Annotated in this window: 9 protein-coding genes; 5 read left to right on the top strand and 4 right to left on the bottom strand. The window is 43.3% G+C overall.

Annotated features, from left to right (window positions below):
- The first annotated feature begins 104 nt into the window (after positions 1–104).
- Genes AC07NA_RS16180 through AC07NA_RS16170 form a run of 3 tightly spaced genes read left to right on the top strand, consistent with a single transcriptional unit; the run spans position 105 to position 6,372 of the window.
- A complete protein-coding gene (locus AC07NA_RS16180) occupies positions 105–1,406 on the top strand; it encodes an MFS transporter (protein WP_494898623.1) in 1,302 nt (433 codons plus the stop codon).
- Between the two features lie 9 nt (positions 1,407–1,415).
- Positions 1,416–4,928: a molybdopterin-dependent oxidoreductase gene (locus AC07NA_RS16175; RefSeq protein ID WP_494898622.1), complete on the top strand. Its 3,513-nt coding sequence runs from the start codon at positions 1,416–1,418 to the stop codon at positions 4,926–4,928.
- Position 4,929: 1 nt separating this feature from the next.
- Positions 4,930–6,372 (top strand): rubredoxin, encoded by a 1,443-nt coding sequence (locus tag AC07NA_RS16170; protein WP_494898621.1) that lies wholly within the window; start codon positions 4,930–4,932, stop codon positions 6,370–6,372.
- Between the two features lie 928 nt (positions 6,373–7,300).
- Here the strand turns inward: AC07NA_RS16170 and AC07NA_RS16165 are convergent.
- Together AC07NA_RS16165 and AC07NA_RS16160 are read right to left on the bottom strand one after the other, a co-directional pair.
- Positions 7,301–7,477 (bottom strand): TIR domain-containing protein, encoded by a 177-nt coding sequence (locus tag AC07NA_RS16165; protein WP_494898620.1) that lies wholly within the window; start codon positions 7,475–7,477, stop codon positions 7,301–7,303.
- A 312-nt stretch (positions 7,478–7,789) separates the two neighbouring features.
- The gene (locus tag AC07NA_RS16160) at positions 7,790–8,848 is read right to left on the bottom strand and encodes an esterase/lipase family protein (RefSeq protein WP_494898619.1); all 1,059 of its coding nucleotides are present in this window, start codon (positions 8,846–8,848) and stop codon (positions 7,790–7,792) included.
- A 445-nt stretch (positions 8,849–9,293) separates the two neighbouring features.
- Between AC07NA_RS16160 and AC07NA_RS16155 the strand changes: the two genes are divergently transcribed.
- Both AC07NA_RS16155 and AC07NA_RS16150 read left to right on the top strand, forming a co-directional pair.
- On the top strand, positions 9,294–9,527 hold the full coding sequence (locus AC07NA_RS16155; protein ID WP_494898895.1) for a His/Gly/Thr/Pro-type tRNA ligase C-terminal domain-containing protein: 234 nt from the start codon (positions 9,294–9,296) through the stop codon (positions 9,525–9,527).
- 317 nt (positions 9,528–9,844) lie between these two features.
- On the top strand, positions 9,845–13,870 hold the full coding sequence (locus AC07NA_RS16150) for an ankyrin repeat domain-containing protein (RefSeq protein WP_494898618.1): 4,026 nt from the start codon (positions 9,845–9,847) through the stop codon (positions 13,868–13,870).
- A 9-nt stretch (positions 13,871–13,879) separates the two neighbouring features.
- Here the strand turns inward: AC07NA_RS16150 and AC07NA_RS16145 are convergent, their stop codons facing one another.
- Together AC07NA_RS16145 and AC07NA_RS16140 are read right to left on the bottom strand one after the other, a co-directional pair.
- Positions 13,880–14,401, bottom strand: coding sequence for a hypothetical protein (locus AC07NA_RS16145; protein ID WP_494898617.1), 522 nt, complete (start codon positions 14,399–14,401; stop codon positions 13,880–13,882).
- Positions 14,398–15,699, bottom strand: a complete 1,302-nt coding sequence (locus AC07NA_RS16140; RefSeq protein ID WP_494898616.1) for a hypothetical protein — start codon at positions 15,697–15,699, stop codon at positions 14,398–14,400. Before AC07NA_RS16140 ends, AC07NA_RS16145 begins: the two co-directional genes overlap by 4 nt.
- Between the last annotated feature and the right edge of the window lie 802 nt (positions 15,700–16,501).

Below are 16,501 nucleotides of genomic sequence, written 5' to 3'. Positions count from 1 at the left end.
GATATTGAGTTTTTGTCGCAGAGATACGGAGTTTTCCTCTTTAACTCCGCGTAAACCTCAGCGTGCTCAGCGGTTATATCCCAATCACACAAAAAAGAATCACAATGAAAAATCAACTTACCAAAATAAATATATTCTCGGTTAAGGGCGTGCAAATGCGCACCTTCCACATCACCTGGCTAATGTTCTTTGTATGCTTTTTCGGCTGGTTTGGCCTGGCGCCGTTGATGCCTACCATCCGTACCGAACTGGGTTTGAGCAAATCGCAGGTGGGTAACATCATTATCGCCTCGGTTACCGCTACCATTATCGCGCGGCTTATTATCGGTAAACTATGCGATACCTGGGGGCCACGTAAAACTGCCGTCAGGTTATTGATCTTCGGTTCTATCCCCGTTTTCTTTGTAGGCCTGGCACATGATTATACTTCGTTTTTGTTATTCAGGCTGGCAATAGGCATTATCGGGTCTTCTTTCGTTATCACGCAGTTTCATACCTCAATGATGTTTGCCCCGCAAATTAAAGGGACGGCCAATGCCATTACAGGTGGCTGGGGTAACCTTGGCGGCGGCGTAACCAATATGGTAATGCCGTTAATATTTGCGGCTATTGTGGGCTTTGGTTATACCAGCGCGCAGGCCTGGCGCTACGCTATGATCGTGCCGGGTGTAATGATGCTTGTGGTAGCCTACCTGTATTACAAATACACTAAAGATACTCCTGAAGGTAACTACGACGAAATTGGTTACACCAAAACAAACTCATCAAAAACAGATTGGAGCGTACTGGCCGATTGGCGTATATGGGCGCTAACTGCCGCCTATGCCATGTGCTTTGGCATGGAGATCACTTTTGATAACGTAGCATCACTCCATTTTGTTGATTCCTTTGGTCTTTCGCAAAGCAGCGCGGGTTTTTGGGCGGGCATCTTCGGTTTCATGAACATTTTCGCCCGTGCCTTGGGTGGTATCGTATCCGACAAGGTAGGCGCCAAATTTGGTATGCGCGGCAAGGGCTTACTGCTTGCAGGTGTATTACTTTTAGAGGGTATAGGTTTACTGTTCTTTGCGCAGGCAGGTACTTTAACTACGGCTATTGTGGCAATGCTCTCGTTTGCGTTGTTCCTCAAAATGTCTAACGGGGCCACTTATGGTATAGTGCCTTTTGTAAATGCCAAAAATGTGGGTCTGGTAAGTGGTATAGTAGGCGCAGGCGGCAACCTGGGTGGTATGTTCTTCGGGATGTTGTTCAAGTCGGAAAATATTACTTATGTACAGGCATTTACGTACATCGGTTACACCGTAATGTTTATTTCATTAATAGTACTGGTTACCCGCTTTAATAAGCAGCCTGCCCCAAAGCAAGAGGCCGACGCCCAAATGATACCCGGATCAATAGCATCATAAATTATCAGCATGTCCTCAAAAAAAAATACCGATACCCGCGCTACGTCTATTTGCTGCTATTGCGGCGTGGGTTGCGGCGTGCTGATCAATAAAGAAAAAAACGGATCGATCACCGTTGAGGGCGATAAAAATTACCCCGTTAATAAGGGTATGCTGTGTAGCAAGGGCATGAACCTGCACTATACCGTAAACGATAAGAGCGACAGGCTGCTTTATCCGCAAATGCGCTACAATAAAAGCATGCCCATGCAAAGGGTAAGCTGGGATGAAGCGCTTGACCGTACAGCTGCCGTTTTCAAAACATTCATTAATAAATACGGACCCAATTCGGTAGCTTTTTATGCTTCGGGCCAATGCCTTACCGAAGAGTATTACGTGATCAATAAACTCATTAAAGGTTTTATAGGCAGTAATAATATGGATACCAACTCGCGCCTGTGTATGAGCAGCGCGGTAGCCGGTTACAAAATGGCTTTGGGCGAAGATTGCGTACCTGTTTGTTATGATGATATTGAACTGGCCGATCTGTTTTATATAACAGGAGCCAACCCGGCCTGGTGTCATCCCATATTATGGCGCAGGGTGGAGGCCCATAAAGCCGCCAATCCTAACGTAAAGCTGATTGTGGTAGATCCGCGCGTTACGGATACCTGCGCCATTGCCGATCTGCATTTGCAAATTAATCCCGGTACGGATGTTACCCTTAACCATGCCATAGGGCGTGTGCTGATTGAGAACGGCGATATTGATGCCAATTTTGTACAAAACCATACCGAAGGCTTTGAAAAGTACAGTGCGCTTGTTTTTCAAAGAACAGTTGCAGAAGCATCGCGAATTTGCGGCGTTACCGAATCAGATATCCGCCTCGCAGCGCTTTACATCGGCGAAGCCAAAGGGTTTATCACCATGTGGACAATGGGGCTTAACCAAAGCGTAGTGGGTGTAAATAAAAACCTTAGCCTGATCAATTTGAGTTTGATCACCGGCCATATCGGCAAACCCGGCTCGGGGCCCTTATCGCTCACAGGGCAGCCTAATGCTATGGGCGGGCGCGAAGTAGGCGGATTGGCCAACCTGCTGCCCGCGCACCGCGATATGAATAATCCTCTGCATCGCGAAGAGGTACAAAAGTTTTGGGGCGGCACAGCCATTAATCCCAAACCCGGGCTAACCGCTACCGAGATGTTTGAGGCACTGAACGATGGCCGCCTGAAGGCCATCTGGATATTGTGCACCAACCCGCTTACCAGTATGCCTAATGTGCGTATGGTAGAGGAAGCCCTTAAAAAAGCCAAGTATGTAGTAGTGCAGGAAATCAGCAATAAACCCGAAACGCTTCAATACGCCGATGTGATACTCCCGGCTGCTGCCTGGGCCGAAAAAGAGGGCACCATGACCAATTCCGAGCGCCGCATCAGTTATCTCAATAAAGTAGTTGAACCCCCGGGCGAGGCCTTGCCCGACTCAGAGATCATCTGTCGTTTCGCTCGAAAGATGGGTTACAATGGTTTTGATTATAAAGATGCCGCGGCTATATATGCCGAACATGCAAAGCTCACCGCCAAAACCAATATCGATATCAGCGGCCTCAACTACGATATACTGAAAGAGAACAGATCTGTACAGTGGCCTTATCTCAAAAAACGTTATATAAAAGACAGTAGCCGTTTATTTACCGATAAGCAGTTTTACACACCATCGCGAAAGGCACGCATACATGCCGTGCCCGATGAATTTAACAGCGAACGTGCCGATAACGATTTCCAGTTTATATTAACTACCGGCCGCATCCGCGATCAGTGGCATACTATGAGTAAAACGGGTAAGGTAAACAAGCTTAATCAACACTATCAGCAAGCCTTTGTAGAAATACACCCTGATGATGCCGCACGGTTAGCCATTGGTGAAGGAGACGTCGCGGTAATTACATCCCGTAGGGGCGAGGTACATGTTAAAGCCCGGCTATCTGCACAAATAAAACAGGGTGTAATATTTTTGCCGATGCATTGGGGCAAAATACTGGGCAACGACCTTAACCGTGCCAACAACCTTACTAATGATATTATAGATCCTACATCAAAGGAGCCCGATTTTAAATATTGCGCCGTAAATGTGGTTAAGTTTAGTAAACCTAAGCAACGTATTGTAGTAATAGGCGCAGGCGCGGGTGCATACGGTTTCGTGCGATCGTATCGCGAACTGAATCCGGATGATGAGATAATAATTTTCAGTAAGGAGAACTTTCCTTTTTACAACCGGGTAATGCTGCCCGATTACATCAGCGGCGAACAGCAATGGGAACAACTGGTTAAAATGAAAGATTCGGAAGAGCCAGCTTATAACATCTCTTTACTGCGTGGTGTAAGTATTGAAAAAATAGACCGCGAGAACAAATACGTGCTTGATTCGCGGGGTAAAAGAACCGCTTATGATGTATTGCTGATGGCAACCGGCAGCCGTGCCGCCATACCCAAAAATGTACCAAAACTACCGGGTGTTTTTAGCATGCGTACCCGTACCGATGCTGATAACTTTAAAAAGCATGTGCCTAAAAACGGGCATGTGGTAATTGTTGGCGGTGGGTTGCTGGGTTTAGAAATGGCGGCTTCGTTGCGCGAGATAGGCATTAGTATAACGATTATACAACGCACCTCGCGCTTTTTGAACCGGCAGCTTGATGAACTGGGCAGCCGTTTACTGCACGAGGAAATGGTTGACCAGGGCTGTGATATTTATTATGATGATGAGGTGCAGCTTTTTTACGGGCGCTCTAAGCTGATGGGTATTGGCCTTAGAAGCGGTCGCAAAATCAATTGCGATGCCATGATACTGGCCATTGGTACATCGCCCAACCTGGAGCTGGCAAAAGATTGTGGTATTGATTGCAAGCGTGGTGTGGTAGTTAACGAGCGCCTGCTCACCAGCGACCCTAACATATACGCTATTGGCGAAATTGCCGAATTTGAGGGTACGCTTTATGGTATTACCGCCGCTGCCGAGCAGCAGGCCGAAGTTGTTGCCAGGTACATGAACGGCGATATTGCCAGCTATTACAAAGGCAGCCTGTTTATGAATATTATTAAGATCCACGGGTTCGACCTATGCAGTATAGGCCTCTCTGAATGCCCTGATGATACTTACGAGGAGATCACCTTTATTGACAAGGCCAAGCGCTACTACAAAAAATGTATCATACATAACGACAGGCTGGTAGGCACCATATTAATAGGCGACAAAAGCGAGTTTAACGAGTTTAGGGAATTGATAGCCAATAAAACCGAACTGAGCGATAAACGCCTGAAACTATTACGTAGCGGCAACAAAGCCGAACCTGTGATGGGTAAGCTGGTTTGCAGCTGCAATAACGTTGGTGCCGATAACATTCGCAACAAAATAGCCACGGGCTGTACCGAGTTAAAAGATATATGTTCGGCAACAGGTGCCGGTATGGGCTGCGGTTCGTGCAGGCCCGAGGTGATGCGTTTATTGGAAGAAAGTTTAAACGGCGTTTTACAAAGTTGATATGAGCGTACAACACACCATCAAGATCAATTTAACGGGAGGCGTAGTATCTGCCGGTGATTTATATGAAATACTGGTAATTGCCGAAAAGGCCGGTGCAACCAATATTTATTTCGGTACCCGGCAACAATTGTATTTTCATATTGACGATAGCCAACTGAACGATATGGATTATAATATGCTGGGTGCCGAAATAGCTTATGAACTTGGTACTGATGAATATCCCAACATAGTAAGTTCATACGTAGCCGATACTATTTTTAATACCGAAGGCTGGCTGAAAGAAGGGGTTTATAAAGATATATTCGACCTGTTTACGCATCAGCCTAAATTGAAGATTAACATTGCTGATAGCGGTCAAAGCTTTGTACCTTTTTTTACCGGCAACATCAACTTCATATCGTCGGGTGTAAGTAATTATTGGTACTTGTATGTACGTTTCCCTAAAACAAACCAGGTTTGCTGCTGGCCTGCGCTTGTATATTCTGATGATATTCCGGAAGTAAGCAAGGTAATAGAAGGGCTCATTTATAGCAACAAAACAAAGTTTTATGATAAGGCGGTAATTGATGAGCAATTGTTTTTTACCATGCTAAAGCCACTCATCAGTCATGAGCAGGCCATTACCCATTCCTTAAGCCTGCCGGAGTTCTTTTTGCCCTATTATGAGGGTTTTAACAAGTATGGCAGTAATAAGTACTGGCTGGGCATTTATCGCCGTAACGAATGTTTTGAATTAAGTTTTTTAAAAGATGTTTGTATGCTTTGCCTGCAAACAAGGGTAGGGCAGTTGTACATTACCCCATGGAAATCCATCCTGATAAAAAGCATTGATAATACCGACAGGCAGTACTGGGGGAGTTTGCTCAATAAATACCGCCTCAATGTGCGGCATGCTGCAAACGAGCTCAACTGGCAGGTAGAAGATCAATGCCCCGAAGGCCTGGCGCTTAAAAGGCAATTGGTACGTGAGTTTGAGGAAGCCGATATGCGCACTTATCGCCTGTGCTTCGCTATAAAAACGCAACCGCGAACAGGATTGTTCGGATCGGTGATCCTGAAAAAACAAACCGGCGAACACTGGGAAATTATGTATACCCGCGATTTTAACCCTAACTCTAAAGATTTTGTAGTTTACAAAAAGCGCGTACCCAAAGCCGAAATAATAAAGCATCTCGAAGAGCTTTGCCGCATTTACTATAGTTTTTATGCCGATAACGAGCTAAAAACAGGCAACGATCATTTACATACCGAAGATATCGGTGAGCCAGCTAAACAGAAAACCGTACATCAGTGTATTAATTGCTTAAGCGTATATGATGAAACCTACGGCGACAACGAAAATGGCATTTCGCCGGGAATAGCCTTTTCAGATGTATTGAGTTATAGCTGCCCTGTTTGTGGTTCTTCAAAAGAGTATTTCGAAGAGAAGAGATGGGCGTGAGTCAGGAATGAAGCTCCTTTTTAATATTTATAAAGCCTGAAATGATATGCCATCAGATAAGAGCAGCTATTTTGTAATGATTGGTTGAAAAGGTAGTATAACATGGCATTAGCGATCAGTACCGTATAGACTATGGTTTACAGGATACGTTTTTGCTTAGGATTAAAAAGACGAAAGGTGTTGCCATGCCGGAAACTGGCGGCATGAAAATTTAAATTGGTTTGCTGTATTCTGCAAAAAAAGCATCCGAAAGCATATGATTGGATCATTCTTGAGGGTGATCCACCACGACATGCGGTAATACTGATGCGGGAATCCTTGCCGATTGCTTCAAAGAACAAAAATAAAGGCCTGCACATAGCCGTCTTATTTGATCTTTACGCCCTGTCTGCGCTGCGGAGCCTGCCTGTTTTCTGCCTGTTCCCGAATCGCCTGATGTTGTGTCTGGCCGGCGCTTTAAACAAAATTCGAAAGGCAGCGTCTTTTAATCAAGATGTTTATATTTTTAATGTATTGATATTCAGTTGTTTAAATTGTTTTCAGTGCGTCTTTTTTCACCGGAAAAAGACGCCGTAGATGACGCCTTGGAATATTGGTGGTTTTTGACAATATTGAGAGGTCTTGAAAACAAAAAATCCTTCAAATCGCTTGATTTGAAGGTTTTTGCACATTTTGTGAATGTATCTGGCGGAATGGACGGGTCCGTTGAAATTTCCGCTATGGCTTTATTATCAATAACTTGATGTTTCTGAAAATTAAAAGGTAACCGAATAATTTGATTTGTTTTGATTGAGTTTGAAAGAACTATTTCAAATATAAACAATTGAAATAGCTTTTGCCAGTAAACTATAACCTTATTTCTTGGAGGTATTCGTGAATGCAAGATGCATATTTGGCTATCCTTATTGTGAACTTTCTGTCACGGCTACTATAATCTTTGCAACTTCTTCAGGTTGCGACAAGCATATTCTATTTCGAATGGCACCCAATCGTCATCATGTTTTGTTGTTTCGCCGATGATTAAAATCATGTGTTTGCTGTTGTTAAGATGTTCTGTTAGACTTCGTTTTAGCCCAAAATTGATCGACCTATATATCAATGCCACGCTCAATAGTCTGTACGCATTTCCGGAAAATCAAACCTGATGGTAACCCTAACACCATGCTTCACGAAGACATAGTTCTTGCTGTTTAGAATCTCACGATCTGCTCTGGAAATAAAATCGAATTCTGACCGCTGTTCATCTTTAATCATAGAGAGTAACCAGTTATCCCGCTCGGTAAAGTTTAATCTTTTAGGTATAGGGTGACATGAACCGTGGCATTCGCCATTTTCATTCCGGCATATGGCAAGATGGTCATCGGGACAATTGGTGGTGCCCCCTGGGGGCCTATTGCAACTGCAATTCATGTGAAATTTAATTAGGGTGGTTGATTAATTCGTAATGTGAGCCGTTAGTATTTACCTTATAACGAACGGACGGCTCTTCCGTTAAATATTGCAGGGCTTCTAAACCTTTGTAGGTGTTTTCTGCACTAACCTTTTGTGAACGAATACCGGCTGCCAGTTCGGCATCGGTGAAACCAGTAAAAGAGATAGTGCAAGAAGCTGTCTCTGTTAGTAACTCGGCGATTACTTTCAATGAACAACCAGCAGGAATGTCAAATTCCATTGGCGCATTCCCTTTTACAGAGCTGCTCTGTTGTTGGCCCAGCGTTACTAAGGCTTTCAATTCTTTTATCAGTCGCTTATAAGGGGTATGTGATGCCGGGTCCGAGATATCCTGGACGCTGTAATGGTTGTGATTGGTGTCGATACGAAAAGCGGCGGTCACACCTGCTGGTATAGCTGAACCTTCGTTAACGATTTCATCCTGGTGACCCGATTGGTAAATGATCGTCGGCTTATCTTCCAGGTTAGCAAATTGATAAGTCAGTTCATTAGTAAAGTCCGAAAATCTTTTTAAATCAAGTAACTGAATATGCTTGCCCAGCAATTTGGTGCCGAGTTCTGCCAAACTTGCACCATGATGCGGGACAGACAAGGATAGCACCAATTTTACTTTTCTGAGGTCTACTGCCTGCATATCGATTATAGCACGTTTAACAATCAGCCCACCCATACTATGCGCAACAATAACAATATTTTTGTAATCGCCTAAAGTTTCCCGGTTATCGCTGGCCAATTCCATGGCAATTGCACGAATACTAACGTTGAAAGTATCTTTCTTTTTTCCTGAAAACGGCAATTTCGCTTTGATTTTTTTCCAAAAACCAACTTCGAGGATTTTACTGGGATATGCAAATACGAATAACTGGTAATTGGCGTTTACATCGCTTTGCTTCTTTAGCGTGCTCACGAAGCTACTGTTTTCACGCGTCCAACTATCGCGGCTACCATTTAAGCCGTGAACAAATATGATGGCATTATCAAATTTTTTGTTTCCAACCTTCAATGATTCATTAAACAGCGGCATATGTCGATTTAATCTGTATTAAAGTACAATGTTAATTATAAAAAGGCAGAATAAGAATGCCTTCCACCCGATTCACTCCGTTCTTCCATTCAGCAGTTTTCCGGGTGTTGGCACCAGCTTCGCCAGTGCCCTATTGAGAGTTGAATTTATTTAGCATCTTAATTTATTCTACGAAGTTAATCTATAAATCTGCGCGAAAGTAAGCCAGTCTGGGGAGCTTCGATTTCGTCCCTAACTGGGCGGAATTCGAACCACTTTTTAGATCAAATGCGCGTTTTAAGCGAATTAGAACACTTTTAACGATCCCTAACTGGGCGGAATTCGAACCGCACAGTTTATGGTTCGAATCCTGCTTTGGCTCGCAATATGATAACCTGAACTGGACTAAAGTCGAACCGCTTAGTGGTCGATATGAAAATAATGATATCTCTTTCGATTTGACGGTATTAAAACTGAGCTGTTTCTTGACGAGCGGAAACTTACCAAACAAATAGAATACGCCAATAAAAAGGGATTCACTTACATCTTAATTAAGGGGGAATCCGAATTCATTGGCAACTTTACCTCAGTAAAGAATATGCTTACTGGTGAACAGACAAAGGTGAAAGATGAACAATTGGTAAATACACTTCGTCAATTAATTGACGAAAGCGATAAAATACAGCAATTAATAAATTGATTATCTAAAAAAAGAGGCTGCCCGAAACAGCCTCTTTTTTTTACTTGAAAATAAAATTACTTATCAGATTTCTGAATTAATTATTTTTAATTAAGGTATGAACTCATTGCACAGTGAGTAGTTATCAACTTTTGCATCCAGAAATTATTATTTATCGAAAATAAACAAGAAGTATCTCTAAGTAAATAGCAGATTACTAAAAAGTTTGTAAATTTTGAAAAGTAAAAAGAATACATTTTTTTTCATATATCACTAATTATTAGTAATTTAAACTCGATTATCACAGCCTTTTTATTTGCCGTGTGGAAGTTCAGCTTATGAAAAAAAAAGTTATTCTATCGCTCTTGATCCTTGCAAATCTCTGCCAGATATGTCTTACAGCCTTTGCACAGCAAAAGCCAGTGATTAATCAGGATACAGCCCGATATTCGGCAGAAGAAAACACTTTATTACGCTCGATTCGAACCAGGAACCTTTCTGTTACAAAAAGTTCCCTTCACTTATTAAAAATCCAATCAAAGGACATCAGACCATATCTTCAACAAATCATGCTTACCGGCGATACCCTCTATTTCGCTAAAAAAGATAGTGCAGCCGTAAACTGGTACTCGCTTGCTGCCGAGGAAGGACATGCCTTATCCCAGGCCTTGTTGGGTTATATGCACATGAATGGGTATGGCCTTCCGAAGTCTGATGAAATAGCCGTTGATTGGTTTCGGAAATCGGCTAATCAGCATGAACCCTATGGAATTTCCAACCTGGCTTACATGTACAGGCATGGCAGAGGCGGATTAACAAAAGACTTAATAGAAGCAAAGCGATTGTTCAGACTTTGTGGAAACATGCCCTTTGCTATTAAGCAATTAAAGGAAATCGTTGAAGATGAACAGCCCCTTATTTTTAAAGCGATTGCGTCTGGTCACCCAGATTCTATCCGTGCACACCTTAGTGAGGCAAACTCAAGTAATAACAAAGGAGAAACACCTCTGCAGCTAGCGATTGAAAAAAACAATCCGGAAATTGTCGATTTATTACTAGGGGGCGGTGCTGATCCGAACGCAAAAGGTAGCGACAAACAATTTCCATTAATTGACGCAGTTGACCTTAAGCAGAAAGATATCGTCGCGCTTTTGTTGAAAGCGCACGCGGATGTAAATGTCTCCGACAATTGGCAATATACCGCGCTGATACATGCCTTCAAAAAGCGTCAGCCCGAAATCGTTACGCTATTGCTAAATGCCAAGGCTAACATAAATCAGAAAGCCTCGGACGGGACCACTGCTTTGCATTGGGCCATCCCGGAATCCAATCTCCCGCAAAATACAACAAATTTCAAATTGATCCTGGACGGCACTACCAATATAAATGCCAAAGAGCTCGGACATGGTTTTTCTCCATTGATGCTTTCTTTGGACACGAATGCGCTATTATCTACAACCCGGATGCTGATAGAAAAAAATGCAGACATCAACACAAAAGATATTTTAGGTAACTCTCCGTTAATGGTTGCCGCCTCAAATGGAGCAAGCGAACAACTTCGCCTGCTGCTGCATCACGGTGCAAAATTAGATCAGAGAAACTTTGCTGGGCAGACTGCGCTCATGTTAGCCATTAAAGCAGACGAATATGATGCAGTAAAGATACTTATTCAGTCAGGCGCGAACATCATAAGCAAGGACGGCAACGGAAATACGGCATTAACAATGGCTGTCCGTGCAGAAGACCCGGAAATATTGCAAGCGCTTCGAAAAAAGTTCCCAGGTTCAACATTTACCAGACTTGTTAAACGAGAAAAACTGGGCACCCGTTTGCTGGAAGCGGTATTTGACAATAATATTATATCCGCCACTAAGCTGATTCGGGCAGGGGCTAATCTGGAAGCCAAGACTAACGTTGGGGAAACCGCACTTCATCTTGCCGTAGCAAACAACAACAAGGATATTGTCCGGCTGATGATCAAATCCGGAGCACGAATTAATTCAGTTACGCTTATTGGTGTTACTCCATTAATCATGACCGTGGAAGGCGGAAATTCCAATCTGGCTCAGCTACTCCTTAGAGCAGGCGCCGACGTAAATCAGGGCGATGCTTCCGGACAAACACCACTGCTTTACGCGGTGCAGTCAGATCGTCCGGATATCAGTGTTAATTTGGTAAACTTGCTGATAAAAGCAGGTGCCGACGTAAATACTGCCGATTCCTCCGGAAAAAATGCGGTTTCCCTTGCTTGTTCTTTATACAAATTCGATTTTGTTGAAAGACTATTGAAAGCGGGAGCAAAGACACGGGATAATTGTTGCCGGCTTTTAACCTCTGCCGCGGTCGCCAGTCCTGATGAGTTGCATAATCTGATCAGAACCGGTGTGGATGTAAACAGCTCCGATACCATTACGGGGCTCCGAGCACTGCAGATTGCCGCTTATCTTGGGCGTTTGGACAATGTGAAAGTCCTTTTGCAATCAGGTGCGGACGTTAATTCAAAAGACAGTTCCGGGATCACCGCACTTATTGCGGCATTGAAAAATGGCCAGACGGCGGTTGCAAAAGCATTGATATTTGCACATGCGAACCCAAACGACCGACTTCCCAAAGACGGAATCTGGGGGTACAATATCCCTGCCCTTAATATTGCCCTGCGACATCATGATGTGTCCAGTGCTGGTCAGCTTATCGATGCGGGCGCCGATGTAGATGCTGTTGACGGCTCTGGTGAGACAGCATTGATGCTCGCTTCCCGGGATATCAATATTCCAATGATGACCAAAATATTGCAGCATAATCCGCAATTAAATTCGCAGAACCGATCAAAATGGACCGCGTTAATGATAGCCATTACCGGATCATTACCTGATACATCTTCGGACAAAAATGGGAATCGTCTTATTTTCGGCCGGCATACGGCTATTGACAGCAGTCAAAAGATACAGGCCATCAGTTTGCTGCTGAAAGCCGGTGCCGACCTGGAAATCACCAACAATGAACATCATACAGCATTGATGGTCGCTGCCAAACAAAACTTATCGGATGTATTCCGCTTATTGTTGGGCAAAGGCGCAAACATCAATATCCGCGCTGATGATGGCAAAACATTGTTGTACTTTGCTTCAGGCTCGGGTTCGATGGAATTGGTGCAGACTTTAATTGCAAAAGGCGTGAACCTAGACAACGTTTGTGCCCCCGAAGGGTTTGGCGGAGATGAGACAGCGCTGATGCACGCCATTGGACAGAGACATACAGATATTGCACTGGCCTTGCTAAGTTCCGGTGCCGATTTCAAGTTCGTCAATCAAAATGGCCGTACAGCGACACTGCTCGCAGCCATTTACAATAATACTAAGGTACTTGAGGCTTTGTTGGCACACAAAGTAGATATCAATCAGCCCAATAATGAGGGCGAAACACCACTACTTATCGCCGCCTCGTTAAACAATACAGAGACCGTGAGATTATTGATGGATTCTGGTGCCGATATCAAACAACGGGATCCTCACGGAAATACGGCGTTAATGCTTGCTGCTAAACAAATCAGCAACAGTTCAGTGCCCTGCATGAAGGTTTTATTGCAGTATCACGCCGGGCTTGAGGACGAAAACGAAATGGGAGAAACAGCATTACATCTGGCAGCCGGTGTTGGAAATATTAAAAATGTTGAATTTCTGCTCAAAGCCGGTGCGGCAGCTGATTCTAAGGACAATTCGAATCGTACTGCAATGTATCATGCAGTGCTGGCCCGAGACACTTATTATGCAATTCCGGAAGAAGGTGCAGAAGTGATCAAATTGCTGGTAAGTAAAAAAGCGCGGGTTAATTGGTCAGATAATGATGGGGTCAGCCCGCTTATGGAAGCGTCAAAAAAAGGATATGTTGAGACCGTCGATTTGCTCTTACGTTTGGGAGCAAATGTCAATGCCAGGACTATTACAGGTTCCACCGCCCTATTGGAAGTGATCGGTGCGCATGATGAAGAACCCGAATCTCTTGACCCGGTTCCTAGACTGACACCATCAGCCCAAGCAGAGGTCATCCGCAGGCTGATCAAAGGGGGAGCCGATGTCAATATTAAAAGTGGGGAAGGCATAACACCGTTAATGAAAACCTCATTTAGTGGACAGCCAGAACTCGCAAAATTGCTTCTTAAAAGCCATGCAATTGTAAACCTGAAAAACGAAGACGGATGGACCGCCTTGATGTTTGCAGCGGCTCAGGGCAATTTACCCATTGTTAAAACGCTACTAAGCGCTCATGCGGACAGGCAAACGAAGAACAATGCGGGTCAGGATGCTTTAACATTGGCCAAGCAAAACCACCAGTCAACTGTTGTCCGATTCCTGCAGAAAAGGTAGAAAAATCTTTCAGGGCTCCGGCTCAGAACTTGTTGGCTTTGCCGAATCAGCCGGTTCTGTCTTCCTGATCGCTTTGATTGGCCTTTTGAGTTTAGACGCTTCAAAAAACCTGCTGACAACGAACACCGAAGTGGCGTTCAGTACGGTGACATAAAAAGTAACGATCAGTTTAAATTGATCTTGGATTGGCGACCAAGTTTGGCCCGGTCCCAGGTTCCCCATAGCCATAACAACTATACTCACAATGATAAGGCCGATTAGTAGTAACGGTGGCCATTTAACTACCCATGACGGTACCGGCACGATGGCGTCATTGTCAATAGTCTGATTAGTTCCAAAAAAACGAAAAATTACTGTTAACTGTCCCACCAGTGTGGGGATGATGATTTGAAAACAATCGGTTCCGGTTTGCCGGTCAATTCGTAACATCGCGGTATAGCGTCCCGCAAAGAGCAGTATATAACCGCCTAATACGATAGTGGTGACCAGGAAATATTTTCCCAACCAGTCTCTGATTTCGCCTGCTTTCATTGTATGTCTCCTCTTATTTCGCAGGTGCCGCCAACATAAATCCCTTTTCCCGACAACCGCCGGCAAGTGTTTTTTAAGGACTTAACGTACGCGGCGTTGACTGCGCGTTTGTAAATTGCTAAAAATTGATTCATTTGATCCGCTGGCTCAATATTTTCACGATATGCACTGATGCCATCTGCGGAAATCAGCAGTTCATTTTCAAGCTGGACAAAGACGTTTGAGCCGACTGTCATTTTTGCACCTTTTCCAAAAAAACCATGGGAGGTCGTCGAGGTAAAGTTCCGCGAATCGGCGCTGTTCCACATGATAGTGTAAGTGGAAATTTCGAAAGCGGAATTGAAGAAATTGGCCAGGGAAGGTGAAATGCTGTTGAAGATACTTTCGCGACCGATAACCCGACTTTTTTGGCGGGCTCTTTTAATGATCAGTTCACCATCCAGTTGACCGGCATCCAAGCTGCGTTCTGCAAGCAATGGGGTCGCTTTGAAATTCTTTTCCAGTTCATCTGAAAAAATATTCATAACCTTTATCGTTGATTTTTTTAGGTCATTGGTATTTGTAAAACTAAATGCGCGCTGGCCTGCCACAACGATCTGATGAGCAAACTCCGCTGTCGGGTTTACACTTTCGGAAACGAGGTAAGTCCCAAGGTCTGTAGTAACAGCTATAGGCCGGGTTCCGGACAGCTTAATTAGCGGTAAGCCTTTAGAATCTACTCTTACTCCGCCTTCCATCCAAACTGTAAGGATTTTCTCCCGCGATAGGTCCAGAGTCCATTTTTTGAACAGACTTCCGGCTTGCTGCTGGAAATTTTTGCTGTCAAACTTCATCTGACGAACAAACCTGCACCGAGGCTGCATCTGATGGTTTTCATAATCGTTCTGAATTGTATAACAATCTGCTATAGGAAGTTTAGATAACGAGTCGAGCATGGCTTCAAAAACAGGCCATTGATTAGGTTGAATTTTTTTTAATTGAAAATTGGCTCCTGTACATTCGTAATGGGCATCACAATCGATTGGTCCGACTTCTTCAATAGGCAATGATATATCGAGCCAAATGTCAGTTGCAGCTTTGAACGGTTGCGGCAGTTGCCCACGCTGAACAATGTCATCGATTACTAATATTTCCTTAAATTGTTGAGTAGACTTTGCAGCACCGATTCCCGTGGGCTTTTTGACTGTTATTTCACTCGCCAGACGTAAATCTGAAGGGTTGTATCGCAAGGTATTCTCACTGATGGAAGGGCATATCAGTATTATGCCGACTAATGTAAATGTTGTTGACCGTGTCATAGCTTAATTTGTATTACAGTACTCCTACAATGTTGCTAAACTAGTTTACCCAATCAATTTATTTTCAGGCTATACAACCTACCCGAAATTATTACAACACATCCAAAAATCGAATAGGGCTTTGATGGCAAATTAAGAAATTTTAGCAGTTAAAACAATCTTTACTGCCTGATAATCAGCAAATTTATTTGTTTAAATAAAAATTATATCATTTATTTATATTCTTTAATAGTACTAAATTTATTTAGTAAATATTCAGTAATTTAATATTGATATTCAGCTGTAATTATTGACTCTTCGGTAACTATAATAAGTTTTCGACTTTTGCATCCAGAAATTAGTTATATTTTGGATATCAATAAGTTATGACCATCAAAGCTGTGAACAAGTAATATCCCGTTGCCGTCGCCTAAAATGTTCTTAATGGGCAATAGGACTCGAGCCGAAAATGCACTTTATTATCCTCTTACTGTGCGGAATTCGAACCAGATTTTAGATCAAATGCGCGTTTTAAGCGAATTAGAGTACTTTTAAAGATCCCCAAAGTGGGCTCGAACCAAACTAGTTCATAACAATTTCAAAGCTGTCAATCGCCTTAAATCATCCTTAATTTGGTTAGAGAAGTGCTCAGTTGGGTTACTGTATTGTCGATATTAAAATTGAGCGCCAAAATTTGCAACTTATGCACCATTTTTTAGATGACATGCCGCTTCTTGCTAATTTGATAAAGGATTTTGATGAACCTTAATGGGTAATATCTGCACCCGAATTTTGTATTGATTGTCGATGACGGATTTGAATT

The organism is Mucilaginibacter sp. GW821-FHT07G05 (assembly GCF_059418565.1).
The sequence above is the reverse complement of the archived record's forward strand: the minus strand, read 5'-3'. Positions and strand labels throughout refer to the sequence as shown.